Origin of the sequence: Centipeda felix (genome assembly GCF_900186465.1) — a bacterium.
Classification (GTDB): domain Bacteria; phylum Bacillota; class Negativicutes; order Selenomonadales; family Selenomonadaceae; genus Centipeda; species Centipeda felix.
The window spans coordinates 488,557-505,922 of the sequence record NZ_LT891959.1; the positions used below are offsets into that span (position 1 = coordinate 488,557).

Genomic DNA, 17,366 nt, shown 5'->3' on the forward strand with positions numbered 1-17,366 from the left:
ATTTCGCTGTCCATCGATTCCCTGATTTTCCCCGTGACTCCCTACTCCTTCAAAAGTCCCGATTGTCCCCCATTCGCCTCTATGGTATCATAGGAAAGCTAAAGGAGTGATTTCCATGTCTCAAACCAAGATCGACACCAATGAACGTCCGCCGCTTCGGCGAACCATCCCGCTTTCCCTGCAGCACCTCTTCGCCATGTTCGGCTCAACGGTGCTTGTTCCGATTCTCTTTCATGTCAATCCTGCGACCGTGCTGCTCTTCAACGGCATCGGCACACTCTTCTACCTCATATTGTGCAAGGGGAAAATCCCTGCCTATCTCGGCTCGAGCTTTGCCTTCCTCTCTCCCGTCTTCATCGTCCTGTCCGAGTACAGCTATGAGGCGGCACTCGGCGGCTTCATCATCGTCGGCATCGTCTTCTGTCTGGTCAGCCTCATTGTTCATACCATTGGAACGAGCTGGATCGACGTGATCTTTCCACCCGCATCAATGGGCGCAATCGTCGCCGTCATTGGACTGGAGCTGATGCCGACGGCGGCGGGGATGGCAGGTCTGACAGCGGAGAAGGTCGACCCGACCGTCGTTTTTGTCTCCATCGCAACGCTCGCCATCACGATCTTTGCCTCCATGGCATTTCGTGGCTTCCTCTCCATCATCCCCATCCTCATCGGCGTCATCGCAGGCTATCTCATTGCCTGTGCCGTCGGCATCGTCGATCTCTCGAACGTCGCCGCCGCGCCGTGGCTTGCCCTCCCGACCATCTACACGCCGACCTTCGAGCTGAATGCCGTCCTCATCATCCTACCTGCTGCCATCGTCGTCATCGTCGAGCACATCGGGCACCTCATCGTGACGGGCAACATCGTCGGACGCAACCTCGCCAAAGATCCGGGGCTTGACCGCTCCCTCCTCGGCAACGGCATCTCGACCATCTTCTCGGGCCTCTTCGGTTCCACGCCGAACACCACCTACGGCGAGAACATCGGCGTCCTCGCCATCACAAAGGTCTACTCGACATGGGTCATCGGCGGCGCAGCGATCTTTGCCATCCTGCTCTCCTGCCTCGGCAAACTTGCCGCACTCATCCAGAGCATCCCGACCCCCGTCATGGGCGGCGTCTCCATGCTGCTCTTCGGTGTGATTGCCGCCTCGGGCATCCGCATCCTCGTCGAGGCAAAGGTGGACTACAACAATCCGATGAACCTCCTCCTGACCTCCATCGTCATGGGCGTCGGCGTATCGACCGCCAGCATCACCATCGGCACAGTGACTCTGCGAGGAATGTCGCTTGCCACCGTGATCGCCATCATCCTCTCCATCTCCTTCCGCATCATCCTCGCCCTGCGGCGCAAGGATGCCACCGCGCAGAAATGACAGAGCTCCGCGTCGATCTCCCCAGAGGAGAAACATGTCCCGCCAAGGCCTACCTCATGCACGTGCACGGCATCTCGGGCAGCCTGTGGAAACGCATCAAACACCATGGTGCGTTCACATGGAACGGCAGCCCTGCGATCGCTGCACGCACGATGGTGAAGGACGGCGACCACATCACATACGATCTGCCTGTCGTCAGCACCGTCGTTCCCGAAGCGCTGCCGCTTTCGATTGTCTATGAGGACGACGATCTGCTCGTCCTCGACAAACCCGCAGGACAGCTCGTCCATCCGACGACAAAGGAAACGCGCGGCACCATCGCGAACGCCGTGCGCGGATACTATGCCGCCTGCGGCGTCCATCTCGACGTTCACCCCTGCCACCGCCTCGACCGCAATACGAGCGGGCTGCTCCTCATCGCAAAGCACCCCGAGGTGCAGTACCAGATCATGCGCCAGAACGCGCTGCGGCGCGAGTACCTCGCCCTGATCGAAGGCACGATCATGCCCCCTGCGGGCTGTATTGATGCACCGATCGCGCGTGCCCTGCCGAGCATCATCCTCCGCTGCGTGGCAGAGGACGGAAAGCCCGCACGTACCCATTACGAAACGCAGCGAACGAACGGCAACTACAGTCTCCTGCGCCTGTGGCTTGACACGGGGCGCACGCATCAGATCCGCGTTCACCTCGCCCATTGCGGACATCCGCTTCTCGGCGACGATCTCTATGGCGGAACGACGGAGCCAATCGCACGGCACGCGCTCCACTCGGCGCATCTCACCCTCGTACATCCGCGCACCAAGGAAGTGCTCATCTTGACTGCCCCGCTCCCTAGGGACATGGCGCAGATCGCTGCGTGCCTCGTCCATCCATGAGACAAAAACCCCGCAGATGAAAATTTGCATCTGCGGGGTTTTCTCTATGCTCGATCCGAATCTTACTTATTCGCGCCGAACCACTTCTGATAGATCTTATCGTACTCGCCGTTATCATGCAGCTTCTTAAGTGCTGCATTGATCTTCTGCTGAAGCTCGGTGTTGTCCTTCGCCATAGCGATGCCATAGTCCTCAGCAGAGAGGCGGTCTGCGAGTGTCTTCACACCGGTTGCCTGTGACTGATTGATGTAGTAGTCATTGACCGGTCGGTCGTTGATCACGGCATCTACGCCGCCTGCTTTCAGCTCCATGAAGCAGTCCGCCGGCGTATTCAGTTCGCTGACGGTGACGCCTTCCATCTCCTTTGCCATCTTGGCACCCGTCGTGCCGATCTGAGCGGCGACCTTATGCCCCTTCAGATCGCTGAACGACTTGATGTTCTCCTCATCGCTGCGCACAACCATCGTCAGGCCGGACTGATAGTAGGGATCAGAGAACGCGACCTTCTCCTTGCGCTCGTCGTTGATCGTCATACCGCTGATGATCACGTCGATGTTCTTCGCCTGCAGGGCAGGAATCAGGCCGTCGAAGCCGATGTTCTGGATCTCTGCCTCGCTGCCCATCTCCTTGGCAACGGCACGGATGAGATCCATATCAAAGCCCTGATAGTCCTTCTGTCCCTCATCCTGGAACTCAAACGGGGCAAAGTCAATCGATGCGCCGACGCGGAGCTTGCTTGCCTGCTTCGCCTGATCGCCGCCTGCGCCGCATCCGAGCAGGGAAAGGCTCACGAGTGCACCCGTCAGCACGAGTGCCAATTTCTTCAGCTTCATGGGAAACCTCCTCAAAAGATAAAGGACACACAGATAAACGCAGCCGCATGATTTCCAATCCGATGGGCTGTTTTATCCGTGATTCCAAAAAACAAAGGGGGACGCCGCACCGTCTGTGCTGCTATCCCCCCATGAAATCTAAATCGTTTTAGAAACGTGCTGCGCGCTTTGCATTGAAGCAGTCGCGGCAGTAAACCGGACGATCCGTCTTCGGCTCGAACGGGACTTCCGTGTCCTTGCCGCACTCGGCGCAGACCACATGGAACATCTGACGCTCGCCATGATTCTGATCGTCACGACTGCGGCGGCGTTTGTCGCGGCAGTCACGGCAGCGCGCCGGCTCGTTCTCAAAGCCTTTCTCTGCGTAGAACTCCTGCTCACCTGCGGTAAACACGAAGTCCTTGCCGCACTCTTTGCATACGAGGGTTTTGTCTTCAAAAGCCATTCTTCCACAATCTCCCTTGAAAAATAATTTTGACTCTCCATTCGCCGCACTCGGAAAGCGTTCACTGAGATTATGGTTCGGGCAAACACTGCATATATAAACAGTGCTTCACTCGTTCATTGAACGACGATCAGGACTTGAGGAACGGATTTCAACGCTCTGTATTATACAGGCATTTTTCATGAAGTGCAAGCATTTTTTATTGTCGTTCAGATGGTGGCAAATTGCAAGTTTAATTGTCGCAAGGTCTCGTTAAACTTTTAGCGAGTTATATCATCGCAGCATACATATCATTTGCTGACTTATATCCGAAAATCTTGCGCGGATAGTTGTTAACCCAATCTTCGATCCGCTGCAGTTCCTTCGGCTTCAATTTGCTGAAGTCCGTTCCCTTGGGAAGAAACCTGCGCAGCATCCGATTTCCGTTTTCGTTGCTTCCACGCTCCCAGCTGCTGTACGGATGCGCGTAATATACCTCGCCGCATTTGGCGGCACGCTTCATTCCTTCGCCATCCAAAAACTCTGACCCGTTGTCTGCCGTGATACTCTTGAATACGTGCGTAAAGTCTCCTTTGACGCGCCGCTGCAACCGACGAAGTGCTTGCAGTACTTCTTTTTGGCTCTTGTTCTTTATCAGAACATAGAGTGATTTCCTCGTCTGCCGTTCGACCAATGTTAAAATTACCGGCTTTGTCCCTTTGCGACCGACGACCAAGTCAATCTCCCAATGTCCGAACTCCTCTCTCCGATTCACCGGCTCAGGGCGCTCGTCGATGCTTTTCCCGTCCCGGTTATTCCACGCAACACCGCGCCTGCTGTTTTCTGTCTGTTTACCCTGATTCTTTTTGTATAGGAGGTCGTCGTTTGTGAGTTCGAAAAACAGCTGCTGATCGATATAGTTATACAGGGTCTTGACACAAATGCGGACATCATAGCTCCAGCCGCGTTGACAGAGCTCACCGATAACTGCCGCAGGAGACCATTTTTCTGTTTTGATCTTATGTTCAATGTGTCGAGCAAGCGCGTGGTCTTTATCGATTTTCAGCCCCCGCCCTTTACGAGCAGCGTTTTCCTCGTGTCGTCTTTGTGCTACATCGGCAAGATACACCCACTGCACCTGCAGGTCTCCGCAGGTCTTGATATTCTTCGTCGCAGGTTTGAGCTGTACTGTCATTCCAAGACGCCGCTCCCGCTCAATCGTACGCTTGGAGCAGCCAATGTATGCGGCGATTTCCTGCGGCTTCAACCCGGCCTGGAAATAGGCTTCGATTTTGTACCGATCCCGCTCCGTCAGCTGTTTCCATTTCCCTGTTTTTGTAGTACAATGATTCTGTTCCATTTTGCAGTCTCACTTTCAGTTTCTTTTTGTGTTGTGACTAAAAGTTTAACTGAACCGTTTGCAAAATGGAACTTTTTGCGTCAATTTATTTTACAACTTACGTGTCGTTCAGATGGTAGGGCTGTCATGTCTTCATCGCCCTTCTACATTCCATCATTAAAGCGGTACCCTGCCCCCCAGACCGTCTGCAGCCACTGTGGATGGGCAGGATCGCGTTCCATCTTTTCGCGCAGCCGATTGATATGGACGGAGACGGTCGCCGTACTGCCCATGGCATCCAACTCCCAGACGCGGTCATACAGCGTCTCCTTGCTGAAGACGACCTGCGGATGCTGCGCGAGAAAGAGCAGGAGATCAAACTCGCGTGCTGCAAGAATCACCTCGTTTCCCCCAAGAAATACGCGCCGCGTCTGCGGCTGAATCTCAAGCGCGCCAAAACGCAGGACAGCCGCATCTCCTGCACTGCCTTTGAGGCGCTCATAACGCGCAAGATGTGCCTTGACGCGTGCCGCCAGCTCACTCGGACTGAACGGTTTGATGATATAATCATCCGCCCCCAGTCCGAGTGCGCGTATTTTATCGACATCCTCAAGACGCGCCGAGACCATGAGGATGGGGATATCGTATGCTTTCCGAACATCGCGGCAGATGGCAAATCCATCCGCCCCCGGCAGCATCACATCCAGCAAAAGCAGATCATAGTCCCCCGTCATGGCGAGGCGCTTCCCCGCATCGCCGTCCGCGGAAATATCGACGGCGAAGCCATCTGCTTCCAGATAGTCACGCTCCAGCTCGGCAATAGCAGCGTCATCCTCGACCAGCAGTATCTTCTTCATGCGTGTCCTCCTTTTTCCGAATTGGCAGCAGCAGGACGATGCGCAGCCCTCCCATGGGGGATTCCTCTGCCCGCACACTGCCGCCGAACGTCGTCATCATCCGGCGCACGATCGCCAGTCCCAGCCCGCTGCCGTCAGCGACATGGGTACGCGCCGCATCCGTGCGGTAAAAGAGGTCAAACAGCCGCTCCCGTTCCTCCTCGCGCACGCCAACGCCGTCGTCGTCACAGCGGATGGCGAGAAAATCTCCCTCATGAGAAAGCGACATACAGACGTGCGCTCGTTCCCCGCGGCGGTACTTCCCGCTGTTTTCCCACAGGTTTTCGAGCACGCGGGCGAATGCACTGCGGTCAATGCGGATATACGTCTGCCCCCCGCCTTCCGCCATCGACAGCTCAATGCCCCGCTCGCGAAAGTCCGCCGCATGCGTATCAATGAACGCATTGATCCATGTCTGTGCCTCAACGACCTCCCATGTAAGCGATACCTCGCCTGTCTCTGTGCGCAAAAAAGAACGCAGCTGTGTGGTCAGCCCCTCCATCGTCGCCGCCGCACGGGCGATGCGCTCAGCATAGGCCCGCTGCTTCTCCGGCGTCGCAGCGATCCCGTCGATCAGGCCGCTCGCATATCCCTTGACGGCGGTCAGCGGCGTTGCGATGTCATGGAGTACACCGATGAGGAATTCCCGCCGCCGTGCCTCCTCCTGTTCCTCCCGCAGGCGTGCGCGCCGCAGATCGCTGCGCATGGCATCAAAAGCGCGGCAGGTCGCCCCCACCTCATCACTGCCCATCGGAGGCAGGGCATGGTCGAAATCACCATGCTGCATCGCGCCGGCGGCATCACGTATCGCAGCAAGCGGTGCAAGAATCTGCGCCGAAAGGAGGCGGGCAAGATAACGCCCGAGCAGGAAAATCCCTGCCGAGGTGATGACGATGAAAAAAATAAACACCGCGTTGATCACCGTCTCCCGCATCGGCGGCGAAATACGCATCTCATCGTGATGCCGCATCATCGGAACAGCGCCTGCCCCCATGAAAACAATGCCGCTGCGGTCCCCCTCATAGCGAAAAAAAAGTCCCGCATCGTTCCATGTCAGTGCGGAGCCGCGCGCCCCGCATTCACGCATCACCGCATACCGAATGTCATCGGCATCTGCCCCATCGGTCAGATAGAGGAGACCATCCTGCACGATAGAGACGCGGACGCCTGCCGACTCCAGCAGATGAACGTCACGCTCAGCATGATTCCATTTGAACTGCTTCCTCTCTGCGGCAGCACGCAGCGAACTCAGTGCAAAGGGTACAGAGAGATTTGTCCCCTTCTCCGGCCAGAGCAGTTCAAGTGCCTGCTGCTGCAGCGTTCCTGCATGGCGCAGTCCGCCAAGAAGCGCTGCACCGATGGCGACAAGGACGCAGATCGGTATGACGACCATCAGCGCATTGGTCAGCAGGAGCTTTGTTTTCAGCGACAAATCACGCAGGTGCATATCGACACCTCACTTTCATGATGCCATTATAATGGATTCAGAGGAAAAAATCCGCGCTGTCCGTCGATTTTTGAAAAAGTTTTACGCGTGTTTACACTTTGTTTAACTTTCTCCGATAGGATATACCTGTCAGCAAAAATGTGACAAACAAAAGGAGGATTTCATCATGGAAGCACAGAAAATCAAAGAACAGGTCAAGAGCGTATTCAGTCCCGCACATCTGAAGAAGGCAGCAGCTCTCGCTGTTCTCGTCGGCGTCGCCACCGCCGGCACAGCCTACTTCCACTATCAGCAGGCCGAGGCACAATCCCTCATGAAGCGGCAGGCTCGCTCGGAAATGATCGCTGCTCAGGCAGCACAGCGAAACATTGTTCTGCTCGATGAGGACAAGGTGCGGTCGATTGCCGCCGAATCCATCGGAAAATCCGAGGCAGAGCTGACCTTCCGTCCGCTCGAACTGAAAATGAGAGATCACGACGGTGATCGTGACCACGACCGCAAAGGGCACAAGAAGGGGAAGCACGGAAATCGAGACCACAGAGGACAACAGGCACAGTCCGCACCTGCTGCAGCGGCGCAGGACGCAGCGGCACCTGCCGTGCCTGCTGATCCTGCCGCACAGACAGACTTCCGCCCATTCTACAAGGTGAAATGCACGGCAAACAACATCACCTACAAGCTCCGCATCGACGCCGTGACCGGCGCACTCCTCGCGAGTGACGCTGATACAGACGACCATATTTTCTAAACAATAGAGGAATCGCATCAACGGGAGAGTCATGCACAGACCCATCGTCTCGCATGGCTCTCCCGTTTTTATATCCGCTAAAATAAATTCTCCTGCCATTCGAGCCAGCTTTCCTGCCGCGCCTCATGGATACGGTCACCCTCCTCCGCATGGCCGATGAGAAAGGGGGATGCGGGATCGTGAGCGAGACGGCTGCGGCGCACACGCGCAGGATGCGTATTGGCGTAACAGTAGCGGCAGAGATGCGGGCAGCTGTCGTATGCACCGATGTCCGCACCGAGATAGCAGCGGCACTCCCTGCGCTGCGGCTGATAGTGCGGGAAGTGAATGCGCCGCCCAAGTGCCCGCTCATAGATGTGCGGGGTCATGCAGCCGCCCGTATTCGCCCCGTATAGAGCGAGTGCATCACCTCCGCCGCACGGATAGACGGTCATACCGCACCGCCGTGCCGTCTCAATGATAAATGCACCGAGCTCCATGCGCTCTGCGTGCGTGACATCACGTCCCTCGGGAAAGTTGCGGCGCGTCTTGGCATAGCGCGTGAGAAAGCTGATGACGACCACTTCCGTCTGCCCCGCCAGCTGCTCTGCCATCGCGGCAAACATTGTTCTGTGCCACGCCAGCGTATGATGTGCGTCAAGGATGATCGGATCGTAGCGCCACCCGACGGAGTGCGTTCCGAGAGCAGCCGAGAGCTGATGAAATGAACGCACAACTTCCTCCCATGGCGGAACATGGGGCTCAACATCCCTGCCATAGGGCGTGATGGTGACGTACCAGAACTGCCCGAACGGTGCGAGGAGATCCATATAGGGGAGCATCGGTGCGGGATTCTTCGTACAGAAGCCGATGAGGTCAACCACGCGCGGATCAAGGCGATAGCGCGTCACCTGCTGTGTGTCATAGGGATTACGGACACAGACCTCGCCCGCACGCAGCCGATTCACCAGCCACGGCGCATAGAACGCCGGAATATCCGTACGCATGCCCGTGTTGAGTATCATCGCATACCTCCTCCCCTTTTCACAGGATAACACGAATCGGAGAAAAAGAAAAATGGGGCTGTTGTGCCCCTTCCACCGCTTACGCGGTCCCCCTTCCCCGTGATAACGGGGAAGGCTTTAGGGGGGGCTACAACAGATCCACTGTAGTTTACATTCTCTTAGAGATACCGGATATAGACGTAGATGTTCGAGATGATGATCGTAAAGATCATGACAGGCATAGCGACCTTCATGAAGCCAAGGAAGGAGATCGGACGGCCGCGCTGTGCCGACATCGACGCGACGACGACATTCGCACTTGCACCGATCAGCGTTCCGTTGCCGCCGAGACACGCGCCGAGAGCAAGCGACCACCACATCGGATCGAGGTTGCTGAGTCCCATCTGTCCCATATCCTGAATCAGCGGAATCAGCGTGGCGACAAACGGGATGTTGTCGATAAAGGCAGAGGCAAAGGCACTCATCCACAGAATGAGAATGGCGGTTGCCTCGACATTGCCGCCCGTCGCCTTGATCGCCTCAGCCGCAAGCATACGGATGACGCCCGTCTCTACGAGTGCACCGACAAGGATGAAGAGCCCGCCGAAGAAGAAGATCGCGGGCCACTCAATCTTTGAGAGCACCTTGACGATCGCGCCCTCATCGCGCGTCGCCGTGAGAAGGAGGAGGAGACCTGCGCCCGAGAGTGCGACCGTCGCGGACTCAAGGCCGAGACTGCCGTGCAGGACAAAGAGCGTAATCGTGAGGAAGATAACGGCAAGGCACTTGCGCAGAAGAGCATGATCGGTGATCTGTGCGCCCGCAGGGAGACGCATGATCTTATCCTGCAGCTCCGGCTGAGTATGCAGGCCTTTATGGTAGAGGCCAATAAGAATGAATTGTACCAAGATAAAGATAATTATCGAGATCAATGTAAGGTTCTCAACGAACGCCATGAAATCGAGCCCGACCGCGCTGCCGATCATAATGTTCGGCGGGTCGCCGATGAGCGTTGCCGTTCCGCCGATGTTCGATGCCAAAATCTGCGAAATGAGATACGGCATGACGTCGACCTTGAGCTGTGACGTGATGCTGAACGTGATTGGTACGGTAAGCAGAACCGTCGTAACGTTGTCCAGAAGAGCCGAGCAGACCATCGTAATGGTCGAGAGAACGACGAGGAGCGCAATGGGCTGCGCCTTGACCTTCTGCGCCGCCCAGATGGCGAGGAAGTTGAATAGTCCCGTCTCACTCGTAATATTGACGATGATCATCATGCCCATGAGCAGTCCGAGCGTATTGAAATCGATATGGTGAACTGCGACCTCCTGATCGATGATCCCGAAGAGTATCATGAGCATGGCGCCAAAAAGTCCCACGATGGTGCGGTGCACCTTCTCGGAGATGATGAGCGCGTATGCGACGACAAATATGACAATCGCCACAATCGTTGCTGTTTCCATCATTACACATCCTTACTTCTCGTTATGAGAAATCCATCACGTCGCCGTGATAATCACCTGTCGGCCGCTGCGGCGGATCTTCAGCTTGACATTCGTCTCACCCTCCTGCGCGAGTGCCAGCTTCAGCTCCAGCAGAGCCTTGCCGAGTTCTTCTGCCTGCGCGGCGCTGAGTCCCGCACGCGCGAGATCGGCGGGCGGTTCCTTTGCCGCTGCCGCACGGGCGCGTTCCTCTGCCTGCCGCTCCTGACGCAGCATGGTCTCGGCGAGAGTTTCCTCTGCCTCGTGCCCCTGCATCATATCCTTGTCGGACAAATCTTTTGGTATCTTTGCCACAGCAAACCTCCTCCTGCCGTCCGTGGCACATAACACATCGAGAAAAAGAATGCGCTACTTGATTTTGCTCCACGTATCCTTCAGCCCGACGATGCGGTTGAACACTATATGATCCGGCGTAGTATCCGGGTCAACAACAAAGTAACCAACGCGCAGGAACTGATAGCGCGTCCCTGCCGCTGTGAGACGGACGCTCGGCTCCACCTTCGCGTCTGTCAGCACCTCAAGTGAGTGCGGGTTGAGCGCCGCAATGAAGTCTGCCGGCTCCTCCTCGCCCTCCTCTGCCGTACGCAGCAGGCTGTCATAGAGGCGCACCTCCGCTGTGAGCGCATGCTCTGCCGCGACCCACTGGATCGTCCCCTTCACCTTGCGGTTCGCCGCCGTACCGCCGCTCCGCGTCTCTGGATCATAGGTACAACGCAGCTCCGTGATCTCGCCCGCCGCATCCTTTACGACTTCCTCACAGCGGATAATATAGGCGTGCTTGAGGCGCACCTCGCCGCCCGGCTTCAGGCGGAAGAATTTCTTCGGCGCATCCTCCATAAAGTCTTCGCGGTCGATGTAGAGTTCGCGCCCAAAGGGCACATATCGCCGTCCTCCGTGCGTCGGGCTGTTCTCGGCGAGCAGATACTCCGTCTCGCCTTCGGGATAGTTGGTAATGACGAGTTTCAGCGGATGCAGTACCGCCATAATGCGCGGCGCGTTGCGGTTCAGCTCGTCGCGTACACAGTGCTCGAGCATGGCGCTGTCCACCGTGCTGTTGCTCTTGGCGACGCCGATCTCCTCACAGAACGCACGGATGGCTGCAGGCGGATAACCGCGCCGCCGCATCCCCGAGATGGTCGGCATACGCGGATCGTCCCACCCGCGCACATGCCCCTCCTCAACGAGCTGGCGCAGCTTGCGCTTGCTCGTGATCGCGCCCGAGAGATTCAGACGTGCGAACTCAATCTGACGCGGCCGCTCCCCCGCAAGGAAACCCAGTGACGTGAGCAGCCAGTCGTAGAACGGGCGATGCTCCTCGAACTCCAGCGTGCAGAGCGAGTGCGTAATGCCCTCAATCGCATCCGAGAGCGGATGGGCAAAGTCATACATCGGATAGATGCACCACGCATCGCCCGTCCGATGATGAGACACATGGGCAATACGGTAGATCACGGGGTCACGCATGACGAGATTCGGCGACGCCATGTCGATCTTGGCGCGCAAAACGCGTGCTCCGTCCGGAAACTCACCCGCACGCATACGCGTGAAGAGATCCAGATTCTCCTCGATCGAGCGCCCGCGGCACGAACTTTCCTTGCCCGGCTCGGTCAGCGTACCGCGATAGGCCCGGATCTCCTCCGCCGTGAGATCATCCACATAGGCAAGCCCCTTCTTAATCAGCTCGACTGCATATTCATACAGCCGCTCGAAATAGTCCGAGGCATAGAACCGCCGATCGCCCCACGAGAAGCCGAGCCAGCGGATGTCCTCCTGAATGGAATCCACATACTCGACGTCCTCCTTCGTCGGGTTCGTATCGTCAAAGCGCAGATTGCAGAGACCATTGTAATCCTCAGCAACACCGAAGTTAAGGCAGATGGACTTTGCGTGTCCGATGTGCAGATAGCCGTTCGGCTCGGGCGGAAACCGCGTATGGATCCCCTCCGCATGTCGTCCCGCACGCAGATCTTCGTCGATGATATTTCGGATAAAATTTGATGTCTTTACATCCGCCATGTTCCTATCCCTCTATCCGTATAATTCGATATCAATCGTTCTGTGCGCAGTACCGATCGATGTAAGCGCGCAGCTTCGCTACGCCCTCGGCAATCCCCGCCTGCGCAGGAAGGCTCGCAATAAAAGTGTCCACATAGCCACGTTCTACAATGCGGCGCAGCGTCCACATAAAGTTGATATCGTAAATCCACATGAGACGTACGATCTTGCGGTCTCCATTCGTACGCAGACGGTAGTAGTCCGCCTGTCGTCCTGCGGCAAAGTCCGCCACGAAATCGGGGCTGACCTCCTGCGCTGCGTCCGACGGGACGAAGTTCGGTGCCTTCTCCGCGCCCTCCGGCGTGAGGAACGGGAGGAGAACGCGATAGATGTCAAGCTTGTCCGCATCACGGATTACCTTGGCAAAAAACAGCTTGCGCTCATCTCTGGTCGGAGCAATTTCCTTTTTGTTGTGATATTTGATCGCAAAACGCACCGCCTCTGCATCCACATCGCTAAGCGGCGCGAGGATATTCTCCTCTGCGAGTACCTTCAGTCCGAGTTCCGCATGATCCTCCGACGCAGCATCGTTGAACGTCCGATAGCGGGCATACTGCCGAAACCGTCCAACATCGTGAAAGAGTCCGATGATCTCAGCAATAGCCATATCGTGCGCATGGCATCCAAGATGCTTGGCAAGTGCGCGGGCATGTGCCGTCACATAGCCTGTATGAATCTCCTTGAGCTGAATGCCGCGCATGACCTCGGGGTCATTGGTACGAAAGGAGCGCATATAGGCATTCATCCATGTGTGCATTTCATGCAGGAGTTTTTCCATCTGCGTTCCTCCTTTCACGTACATCGCCCCGATCATCCCTCCTCGGGCGGAACATAGCTCTCGTCAAAGTCCGTCGCGACCAGCGTCGCCTGCACCTTGTCTGCCATGCTCTCCTGCACAACCAGTCCTGCAATGATATTGACCGCAGGATGTGCATGCCCATGGATATAGCGTACGGCCTCATCCACATCACGCAGACTCATCGCGGGGCCTCCCGTGAGATTGAGGACGACGCCGCGTGCGCCCGCCGTATTGCGGTCGAGCAGCGGACTCTCCATCGCCTTTCGCACCGCCTTCTGCGGCGTCTCATCGGTACCGATGGCGAGCAGGGTTTCGCTCGATGCACTCTGCCGAAAGATTGTCGTCACATCGGCAAAATCAACATTGATGACCCCCGTGGTCAAAATCAGTTCTGCCACGCAGCCAACCGTCTGCCGCAGCACCTCATCGGCAAGGGCAAAAGCATCGACAAACGACATCTTGCGGTCGGGGGCAATCTTCAGGAGGTTGTCGTTGCGCATCGTGATGAAGGCATCCGTCATGCCCTGCATCCGTGCGATCCCCGCCTGCGCCGTCTGCATCTTGCGCGGCATCTCAAAGTGGAACGGCGTCGTCACCACGCCGATGGAGAGGATCCCCATGTCGCGTGCGATCTCCGCCACAACAGGTGCCGCCCCTGTCCCAAGGCCGCCGCCCATCGTCGCCGTGATGATGACGAGATCCGTCCCCTCAAGCATCTGACGAATCGCCTTTTCCTCGCTGCGCGCTGCCTCCTCACCGACCTCGACTCTGCCGCCCGTGCCGCGCCCCTGCGTCAGTTTTTCACCGATGGGCAGCACGGTGATCCCCTGTTTTTCGAGCGCATGCAGCTGACGAAGATCCGAGTTGAGCCCGACAAGTGTCATATCGAGATCGTAGTTCTCACGCACACTGCGCAGGATATTCCCGCCGCCGCCGCCCACGCCGACCACCTTGATGGTAATTTTCGCCTGAATAATTCCCTCAGTCGGCATATCGCGCCTCCTTATTCTCTACACGCTTTCGGTGCTGCCTGTGCCATGACCGCGCCCGCAAGCAGCAGAGCGCAGCCAAGTACCTGCACTGCGCTCATCGTCTCCCCCAGAACCGCCCATCCTGCCACGGCGGCAAATACTGCCTCCATCGACATGAGAATCGCCGCCTGCGTCGGCTCGACATGCGCCTGCCCCAAAATCTGACAGGTGTATGCGACACCGCAGGAGAGGATGCCCGCATAGCCGATCGGGACCACGGCGGCCGAGAGCGCCGCCCACGTGCAGGTCTCAAAACATACAGCGAGCAACGCGCTGCCGAGCGTGCAGATCAGCATCTCCATAAGGCACAGCTCGATGGCATCCACCATGCGGGCAAAGCGGTCAATGAGCAGAATCTGTACCATCCAGAAAAATGCACAGAGAAAGACAAGTACATCGCCTTGGTTCAGCGTCGTTTCCCCGTAGGCAGAGAGAAAGTAGACGCCCAGAAAGGCAAGGAGCGCACCACCCCACTGCACCGCTCGGATACGGTGACCAAGCAGCACTGCCGCAAGCGGCACGAGTACGATGTAGAGCGTCGTGATAAACGCCGTCTTACCCGCTGTCGTCGAGAGGAGCGCCACCTGCTGCAGCGTCACGCCGACAAACATCGCCAGCCCGACGGGAATCCCGGCGCGAAAGCCCGAATGGAACGTGCCCGCGCGCCGCTGCGCCTTACGCTGTCCGCGATAGAGCAGCCAGAGCGCCGTCATGAACAGTGTCCCGAGGGCAAAGCGCGCTGCTGCATAGGTATAGGGACCAAGCCCCTCCATCCCGAGAATCTGTGCGACGAACGTCGTCCCCCAGAAGAAAGCCGCCGCCAGCAGCATCAAACTCCCGCGCAGGCGCATCCTAGAGCACCTTTGACAGGAAGCTGCGCGTACGCTCCTCCTGTGGATGCTCGAACACCTCGCGCGGTGCCCCCGACTCAATGATGCGTCCCTCGTCCACGAAGAGCAGGCGGTCGCCTACCTCACGGGCAAAGCCCATCTCATGTGTCACAATAACCATCGTCATGCCCTCGTTAGCAAGGGCACGCATGACATCGAGCACCTCGCCGACCATCTCGGGATCGAGTGCCGACGTCGGCTCATCGAAGAGCATCACCTTCGGGTGCATCGCGAGAGCACGTGCGATGGCAACACGCTGCTGCTGACCGCCCGAGAGATTGTCGGGATAGGCATCCGCCTTCTCCGCCAGCCCCACGCGTGCCAGCAGCTCACGCGCCGTTTTCTCAGCATCGGCGCGTGCGATATGCTTTACCTTCATCGGGGCGAGCATGATGTTGTCGAGCACCGTCATGTGCGGGAACAGGTTGAACCGCTGGAACACCATGCCGACCTCTTCACGCACTTTATTGATGTTTGCCTCGCCCGAAAGTATGATGCCGTCGATGGTGACCTCGCCCGCCGTCGGCTCCTCGAGATGATTCATGCAGCGTAAAAGCGTGCTCTTGCCTGAGCCGGACGGACCAATGATGACAACGACCTCCTTCTCCGCAATGGAGAGATCAATGCCCTTCAGCACCTCATCCGTGCCGAACGACTTACGCAGTTCTTTAATCTCAATCATGGACGCGGCACCTCCGTTCCAGATACGCGACAAAGCGCGAGATCGTCAGCGTCATCACGAGGTAGATCACGGCGACGCTCATCCAGATTTCAAACGACCCGTAAGTCTTCGCGATGATGAGCTGACCGCGCCGCGTCAGCTCCTCAAAGCCGATGACGGAGACAAGGGACGAATCCTTCAGCATCGCAATAAACTCGTTGCCGAGCGGCGGAATGACGCGCTTGAACGCCTGCGGCACAATGATGTAGCGCATGGTCTGCAGCCACGTCATACCAAGCGAGCGCCCAGCCTCCATCTGCCCCTCATCGACCGACTGTATCCCCGCACGAAAAATCTCCGCCACGTACGCGCCGGAGTTGATGCCGCAGGCGGAGATCGCTGCGATGAACGGATCGATGCGCTGCCCCGTGATCACAGGAAGGGCAAAGTAAAAGAGGAAAATCTGCACGAGCAGCGGCGTACCGCGGAAAAACTCCACGTAGACCTCCGCAAGCAGGCGCAGCGGGCGCAGATGCGAGATGCGCGCAACGCCCACGACCAGACCGATCACAAAACCGATCGCCGTCGAGAGCACCGTGATCTGAATCGTCACGCCCGCACCGACAAGCAGGAGCGGGAACGAATTAACCACGAGATTCATATCGAAATTCATAAACTCATCCATTCCGTCAATAGTACGACGGCATAAACAGCCGCCTTAAGGAAGCACTGATCAATTCAGCGCCATCATCTTGATGCATCTTTTTGCTCGCACTTCGGCGGGAAATTCTCCACAGAACACCATTCTGCCTCCGGTTTTCCACCTCGTTCGAACGAAAAATCTATGCTAATCTGACGAACTTCTTTTTTTCAGTGATTCCTTAATATTATATTTCAATCCCCCTGTGCTGTCAATAAATTCACGCTCTTTACAGCTGTTGTATTACGTTAATTCACATTCCCAAATCTCACGGCACATTTCTCTGTTTTTGTCCCATTCATTGTAAGGTTCACTCTTCGTTCGATGAAATCCAAATTTATCATAAAGATGGCGTGCAGGCTTTAAGAGATCGAGTGTCCCCAGAAAGAGCCGGCGGTAGCCTTTTCTGCGGCAAAAAGAAATCGCCTCCGCCAGCAGACGATTTCCAAGCCCATGTCCCTGCACATCCATATCTACACCAAGCCAACGCAGCTGTGCCCGATTCGTCCCCTTTTTGATGACTGCGATATCACCGACCATCTTCCCATCCAGTTCGGCAATCCACATCTGACTGCCCTCCACGTCATCGTAGAGCTCCGCCATCCCGCGCAGCATCTCCTGTTCATAAAATCCGTTAAAGCCATACTGACGCTTATAGAGCTCGTATTGAAAATAACAGACCTTGCTTGGATCTCCCGGCTGATAGGTACGAAGCATGATGTCACTTGACATCTTCTCAACCCCTTTTTATTTGAATAGATAAACTAAATTTCCCCCATAAGCACACGAAAGATGCTGCTTATGGGGG

18 protein-coding genes are annotated in these 17,366 nt (G+C 56.8%); 3 read left to right on the forward strand and 15 right to left on the reverse strand.

Annotation, left to right across the window (positions count from 1 at the left end):
• Positions 1-115: 115 nt before the first annotated feature.
• The gene (gene uraA, locus C1713_RS09720) at positions 116-1,375 is read left to right on the forward strand and encodes a uracil permease (RefSeq protein ID WP_102493782.1); all 1,260 of its coding nucleotides are present in this window, start codon (positions 116-118) and stop codon (positions 1,373-1,375) included.
• Positions 1,372-2,250 carry an RluA family pseudouridine synthase gene (locus tag C1713_RS09725; RefSeq protein ID WP_102493783.1) on the forward strand — a complete coding sequence of 293 codons (879 nt, stop codon included), beginning with the start codon at positions 1,372-1,374 and terminating at the stop codon, positions 2,248-2,250. Before uraA ends, C1713_RS09725 begins: the two co-directional genes overlap by 4 nt.
• Positions 2,251-2,312: 62 nt before the next feature.
• Here the strand turns inward: C1713_RS09725 and C1713_RS09730 are convergent, their stop codons facing one another.
• From C1713_RS09730 to C1713_RS09750, 5 genes are all read right to left on the reverse strand, one after another.
• Positions 2,313-3,083 carry a basic amino acid ABC transporter substrate-binding protein gene (locus tag C1713_RS09730; protein ID WP_006689816.1) on the reverse strand — a complete coding sequence of 257 codons (771 nt, stop codon included), beginning with the start codon at positions 3,081-3,083 and terminating at the stop codon, positions 2,313-2,315.
• A 148-nt stretch (positions 3,084-3,231) separates the two neighbouring features.
• Entirely contained in the window at positions 3,232-3,528 is a 297-nt protein-coding gene (locus tag C1713_RS09735; protein WP_006689817.1) for a zinc-ribbon domain containing protein, read from the reverse strand.
• A 268-nt stretch (positions 3,529-3,796) separates the two neighbouring features.
• Positions 3,797-4,867 carry an IS30 family transposase gene (locus tag C1713_RS09740; RefSeq protein WP_102493784.1) on the reverse strand — a complete coding sequence of 357 codons (1,071 nt, stop codon included), beginning with the start codon at positions 4,865-4,867 and terminating at the stop codon, positions 3,797-3,799.
• Positions 4,868-5,010: 143 nt separating this feature from the next.
• Positions 5,011-5,703 carry a response regulator transcription factor gene (locus C1713_RS09745; protein WP_006689818.1) on the reverse strand — a complete coding sequence of 231 codons (693 nt, stop codon included), beginning with the start codon at positions 5,701-5,703 and terminating at the stop codon, positions 5,011-5,013.
• A complete protein-coding gene (locus C1713_RS09750) occupies positions 5,675-7,189 on the reverse strand; it encodes a HAMP domain-containing sensor histidine kinase (protein WP_102493785.1) in 1,515 nt (504 codons plus the stop codon). Before C1713_RS09750 ends, C1713_RS09745 begins: the two co-directional genes overlap by 29 nt.
• 166 nt (positions 7,190-7,355) lie before the next feature.
• Here C1713_RS09750 and C1713_RS09755 point away from each other — a divergent pair, with 166 nt between their 5' ends.
• A complete protein-coding gene (locus C1713_RS09755; RefSeq protein ID WP_050343231.1) occupies positions 7,356-7,937 on the forward strand; it encodes a peptidase in 582 nt (193 codons plus the stop codon).
• 77 nt (positions 7,938-8,014) lie between these two features.
• Here the strand turns inward: C1713_RS09755 and C1713_RS09760 are convergent, their stop codons facing one another.
• The 10 genes from C1713_RS09760 to C1713_RS09810 all read right to left on the reverse strand — a co-directional run bounded on the left by C1713_RS09760 (position 8,015) and on the right by C1713_RS09810 (position 17,290).
• Positions 8,015-8,941 (reverse strand): DUF1848 domain-containing protein, encoded by a 927-nt coding sequence (locus C1713_RS09760; protein WP_102493786.1) that lies wholly within the window; start codon positions 8,939-8,941, stop codon positions 8,015-8,017.
• 158 nt (positions 8,942-9,099) lie between these two features.
• Positions 9,100-10,386: an ArsB/NhaD family transporter gene (locus C1713_RS09765; protein ID WP_050343227.1), complete on the reverse strand. Its 1,287-nt coding sequence runs from the start codon at positions 10,384-10,386 to the stop codon at positions 9,100-9,102.
• Between the two features lie 33 nt (positions 10,387-10,419).
• Positions 10,420-10,716 (reverse strand): hypothetical protein, encoded by a 297-nt coding sequence (locus C1713_RS09770; RefSeq protein WP_170950810.1) that lies wholly within the window; start codon positions 10,714-10,716, stop codon positions 10,420-10,422.
• Between the two features lie 54 nt (positions 10,717-10,770).
• On the reverse strand, positions 10,771-12,438 hold the full coding sequence (locus C1713_RS09775) for a glutamine--tRNA ligase/YqeY domain fusion protein (protein WP_102493788.1): 1,668 nt from the start codon (positions 12,436-12,438) through the stop codon (positions 10,771-10,773).
• 31 nt (positions 12,439-12,469) lie between these two features.
• Positions 12,470-13,255: an HD domain-containing protein gene (locus tag C1713_RS09780; protein WP_039981596.1), complete on the reverse strand. Its 786-nt coding sequence runs from the start codon at positions 13,253-13,255 to the stop codon at positions 12,470-12,472.
• Positions 13,256-13,287: 32 nt separating this feature from the next.
• Entirely contained in the window at positions 13,288-14,268 is a 981-nt protein-coding gene (locus C1713_RS09785) for a cell division protein FtsZ (RefSeq protein WP_102493789.1), read from the reverse strand.
• Positions 14,269-14,279: 11 nt separating this feature from the next.
• The gene (locus C1713_RS09790) at positions 14,280-15,158 is read right to left on the reverse strand and encodes a DMT family transporter (RefSeq protein ID WP_102493790.1); all 879 of its coding nucleotides are present in this window, start codon (positions 15,156-15,158) and stop codon (positions 14,280-14,282) included.
• 1 nt (position 15,159) lies between these two features.
• Positions 15,160-15,879, reverse strand: a complete 720-nt coding sequence (locus C1713_RS09795) for an amino acid ABC transporter ATP-binding protein (RefSeq protein WP_102493791.1) — start codon at positions 15,877-15,879, stop codon at positions 15,160-15,162.
• Positions 15,872-16,531 carry an amino acid ABC transporter permease gene (locus C1713_RS09800; protein ID WP_170950834.1) on the reverse strand — a complete coding sequence of 220 codons (660 nt, stop codon included), beginning with the start codon at positions 16,529-16,531 and terminating at the stop codon, positions 15,872-15,874. Before C1713_RS09800 ends, C1713_RS09795 begins: the two co-directional genes overlap by 8 nt.
• 270 nt (positions 16,532-16,801) lie before the next feature.
• Complete coding sequence (locus tag C1713_RS09810; RefSeq protein ID WP_102493793.1) at positions 16,802-17,290, reverse strand: GNAT family N-acetyltransferase; 489 nt, start codon at positions 17,288-17,290, stop codon at positions 16,802-16,804.
• Positions 17,291-17,366 lie beyond the last annotated feature (76 nt).